We start from the raw sequence: 4,658 nt of genomic DNA on the forward strand, positions 1-4,658 counted from the left end.
CCATGCTGCGGTCAAGGTCTCCTTTGCCCACCACGGTGAACGCTGTGGCGCAGACAACATTGTTTTCCGGGTCGCGCAATTCGAGGCGGAACTCACCCGCTGCATTCGTTGGCAGCGCGTAACTGGCGCCTTCCGCCGGCAGGGCAAAACGCGCCTCCGAAACCATGGATTCACGCTGCGTCGAGACGTAGGCGTAGCTGCCGCTTTCCAGCTTGGTCAGCACGGACACATGTTTGATCTGAATCAGACGCGCCATGAGATCCTTCGGTACGTAAGGTTTCAAATCCGGTCCCACCGCCATGTATCGTAGATTGGCCGCTGTGTCCTTGCCGAGGTAGTCGAGCTTGGCATCCGGCTTGTAGCCGACCACATACGGCAGCGCAGCCACGAGGAAGTTTTTCCCGCTGCGCACACTGCGTCCACCATCGGCTTCAAAGCCTTCGATCAGCAGGCTCACCTGGAAGCAGCTCTTGTCGAAACGCTCCAGCGCCAGGTCAAACTGCGCCGCGCCGGTGTCATCCGTCTTCTGCTCGCCCAGATTGATCTTCTGCCCGGCCTCAGTCTCCTCGGTGTCTTCCGCTTCCGGCAACCGGTTGTGGAAGATGAAATCGGGGAACTGCGCAAAGGCGAAAGCCCCCGGGCTTAATTCCATTCGCGCTTTGAGCAGACGCTTCGCCGCCGGAAATCCAAACAGGGTTTGCAAAGAAACGTCCGCCTTGATGTCACTCGGCTGCAGCCATCCGGCGAGTTCGTTGCCGGTGAGCGTCACATCGATCTTCATGCGGTCCGGCTGGAAATCCTCCACCTTGAACAAGCTCTGCCCAAGACGGATGCGTTCATGCAGGCCTTTGACCAGATACAGGCGCGCGATGTAGCGGCCCGTGGGGTCAGACTCATCGGTCTTCATCTTCACATCCATGAAACCGTCCGCGGACAGCACGATCTTCTGGGTGTCGATCACCTCGTCCTTCGCATTGACCAAATCCATCTCCAGCGGCAGCCCCGCGAGGCCCGCGGCCCAGTCACGGCGCTTGAGCACCGCACCCACATGGATGTCATCTCCTGGACGATACACTCCGCGCTCCGTGAACACGAAAGCCTCCAGCGCCTCCTGTTCCGAAGCCTGCACGCCGCCGATGTCGAAACGTGAGAAATCCAGCAGGCGGTCGGGACGTTCGAACGGCAGGAATGACAAATCATTGCCCAACGTGGCGACGATGGCCACCGGGCGCTTCTCCCGCTGAAAATTGCTGACGTCCGGCAGCAGCACATGGCCGTCGGCGGTGGTTTGCTGCAGCAGATACTCACCGTTTTTCGCCATCACCGTGATCACGGCGCCGTTCACCGGTTCGCCGCTCTGGATGCTCTGCACAAACACATCGCGCGAGCCGTTTGCGTTCGTCTTCACCATCAGGCCCAGATCCGTGACGAGCACAAAGCGGTTTGTTGTTGCTTGTTCCATGACCCGCCAGTCGTCCTCCACGGCATCGCCCTCCATGGTCTTCTTGCTTTCCGGCGTAGGTTGCACGCCTTCTGCGGTGAGGAAAAACAATCCACGCGAAGCATCCGCATCGGCGGCATCCGGCGCCTGCAAGGCACTGGCGAAATCGATCACCGAGTAGCAGGCCTGAAACTCGTTCTTCATCGCCACCGGCTGCACGCGGCGCATGAAGTGCGCGATGTTGGATTCATCAAAGCTGTCGTTCATCGTGAAGTAGGGATTGGCGAAGTCGCCTTCTGTCATCACCACCAGGTGGTTGACCTGCCGCGCAGGCACCCGCGCCATTTTCACCCGCAGAAACGGCACGCCGCGTGACTGCAGCGACAGCTTGCGTTCGCCATTGAGCGCGAGGATGCCGCCCTTGCCCAGCAACTGCACTTCCTTCGGGAAACGAGGTGCTGATTTAAAGGTGCGAAACTCCCTGCTGAGCCGGAAGCCGCCCAGCGCCTCCACTCCCTGCGTGATGCGCACAAACAGCCGCCCCTGCTTCTCCGTGAGAAATTTGAACGCATGCCGCGTCGTCGCCGGGTGATCATCGCTCAGCTCCAGCTCGACCGGTTTCAAGGACACGGGCGCATACTGCCGCAGCACATCCTCCGTCACATCATTTTCTCTGGGAGGGACGCGCCGACCATTCACATCCGTGATCCGAAAATTCGGCGGCTCCTGCCAGACGCCGAGGTGCTTGAGTAGATTCTCCGTCGTGACATAGCCCTCAGTGTTGATGAACAGAAACTGCTCCGGCTCGCCATCATCGGCTTTCAAAATCTCCGTGTTCGCATCCGTGATTTTGAAGCCGCTGTCCACATCCGGCACGCGCACCTTGGAGATGATTTCGGCTGCCAGCGAAGTGCCGCCGACCGTGCTGGTGAGTTCCTTGTGCAGCGTGATCTTCACGAAGTCCTCCTTCACCGGCACCTGAATCCGCGCCGTGCGAATCCAGAACTCGCGCTGAAGCTTTCCTTCCGTGACCGAGAACAGCGCATCCGGCTTCTGCCCTTTCCAGTCAAAGATCTTCGCGCCACCTACGACCTCCAGTGAGACCAGTTGCTCGATCTGCGCTCTGTCGAGCGGATGCGTCGAGGAGAGTCCCACCACGACATTTTGCATCGATGGATCACGCGGATCGATCTCAAATTCTGAACTGGTTACTGAAAGCACCAGTGGCTGTGTCCTCCCCTTCCAGACCGGTTCTTTCACCACCACTTCCTTGGGCAACTGAGCCGGGTCAAGCCGCACAGTGTACTCCAGCCCAGCCGGCCAGTCCTTGGCTGGGGTGAATACCAGCAGCTTGTCAGTGCTCCATGTCCATACGCCTGAATGCGCAGGCGTGAGGGTGACGCCGGCCGCCGCTTTGCCCACGGCATCCAGTTTGGCCACCGAGGCATTAAACTGTACCGTCATCGGCTGTGGCTGCGGTTTGTTTTTAATGATCGGCGTGACAGCCGGCATCAGGAGCAGCCCCTTTGCCTCACGCACTTCAGCCCGCACCTGAGGGCGAGGCCGATGCGCTTCTCTATAATGGCGCACTTGCGGCACGATCAGAAACATCAGCCCGGTGATCACGATGGCGAGGGCATAGCAGCCCGGATGTTTCCTTACCTGATCATCCGCCGCATAGGCAAGACGAGGCACCCAGCTAGGTGGCTGGTAGTGAAATTGCCCAAACAAAGCACGCATCAAGCGCGCAACCCATGAACCGGAGGAGTCGGACATATATGTATAAATTGGTGACTGAGAGTAATCGACCGGCCATCCCATGCGCGGGGAATCTTGGGGCAAAAATTGAATTTTATTCCCTTGATTCTGCCCAGGCTGTCACCCGGATCCCCGGTAGTTCGAGTGTGCTGCATGAACTCCCAGGCAAAGCGGTATGACCGGCGCATGCCATGAGCAAGACGGTACACTTTGGAACTCATCGCCAGCAGCGAAAAGTTTCAGGCAGCCGGCATAGTCCTGCTGTGGGTGATGCAGCCGTGAAAAAGCTGCTTTTGGATTGGAGACAAGCTGCGTTTTATTCGTCCGGTTTTGATGCCGAAGGCGAGATACATTGATCGTCCCACTGCGTTTGTTTCTTCCCCTGATGAATCGCCTGTTTCTGCTTCTCGCCGCCTTGCTGTCCGCCAATTCACCCTCTCTGGCCGTAGAGGCCCAGAGCCGCGCCGTGATGGATCAACGTCACAAGGCTTTGTTCCAGGAGACTTGTGTTTCATGTCATGGACCGGAAAAGCAGAAGGGGAAGTTCCGCGTGGATGATCTTCCGTTTGAGGTCAAGGACATCGAAACTGCGGAGAAGTGGCAGAAGGTGCTGAACCAGATGAACTCGGGCGACATGCCGCCGGAGGATGAAAAGCAGCCGGCCAATGCTGCGAAGGCGGACTTTCTTGATGATCTAGCGAATGTGATGGTCGCGGCGCGGCGCACTTTGGGAGATCAAAATGGCGTCATCACCATGCGGCGGCTGAACCGTCGCGAATACAAGAACACGCTTCGTGAACTGCTCGGCGTGGACGTCAATGTGTCCGATCTGCCCGCAGACAGCGGTGCGGGTGGGTTCGACACGGTGGGCGCGAATCTTTTCATGTCGGCGAACCAGTTTGAGCAATACCAACTGCTGGGACGCGAGGCGGTGGAGGAGGCCTTTGCATGGCAGGCGGCTGCGGGCGTGGAGAAAAAACTGCACTACGAAGCCGAAACGACGACGCCCATCGTGAAGAAGTTTGTGGAGTATCAAATCGATGCCAAAGCGCGTGCGGAACGCTGGGTCAAGGCGGTGGAGGAAGCGGCGGCCAAGCCTGAGAACAAGGACATCGTGGCCAAGGTCCGCAAGGAATCGAAGAACGACAGCATTTTCCGGCGCGAGTGGGCACGGATTCCCGGCGCACCCAATCCACGAACCTTTGGCTTCGACAAGAAGGGCGAGAACGACGCCGATCTGGCCAATGATTCACTGGGTGCAGGCTGGCTGAAGTATCACCAGTATTACATGGCGCAGCCTGCGGTGGGCACGGGTGCTTACCTCGGCACGCAGACACGGCATCCGGCGGAGCTGAACGTGAACTACATCGAACTGCTGGTGCCGTTTGACTGGCCGGTGGGCGATTACATCGTGCGCGTGAAGGCCGCTGCCACCAAGGATGCCCCACCGGAGCGGCGC

Annotated in this window: 3 protein-coding genes; 2 read left to right on the plus strand and 1 reads right to left on the minus strand. The window is 58.8% G+C overall.

Annotation, left to right across the window (positions count from 1 at the left end; translation table 11 throughout):
* The coding region (locus ACIREA_RS27030) for an MG2 domain-containing protein (RefSeq protein ID WP_397385432.1) at positions 1–3,136 on the minus strand (3,136 nt) is incomplete at its 3' end.
* A gap of 254 nt (positions 3,137–3,390) precedes the next feature.
* Between ACIREA_RS27030 and ACIREA_RS27035 the strand changes: the two genes are divergently transcribed.
* Together ACIREA_RS27035 and ACIREA_RS27040 are read left to right on the plus strand one after the other, a co-directional pair.
* Entirely contained in the window at positions 3,391–3,555 is a 165-nt protein-coding gene (locus ACIREA_RS27035; protein WP_397385433.1) for a hypothetical protein, read from the plus strand.
* Positions 3,556–3,584: 29 nt separating this feature from the next.
* On the plus strand, positions 3,585–4,658 hold a 1,074-nt coding region (locus tag ACIREA_RS27040), incomplete at its 3' end, for a DUF1587 domain-containing protein (RefSeq protein ID WP_397385434.1).

This window comes from Prosthecobacter sp., assembly GCF_044373815.1.
In the GTDB taxonomy this organism is placed as follows: Bacteria; Verrucomicrobiota; Verrucomicrobiia; order Verrucomicrobiales; family Verrucomicrobiaceae; genus Prosthecobacter.

Coding starts and splice junctions, on each gene's coding strand:
- ACIREA_RS27035 (WP_397385433.1), top strand. CDS start 3,391: ATGAGCAAGACGGTACACTTTGGAACTCATCGCCAGCAGCGAAAAGTT.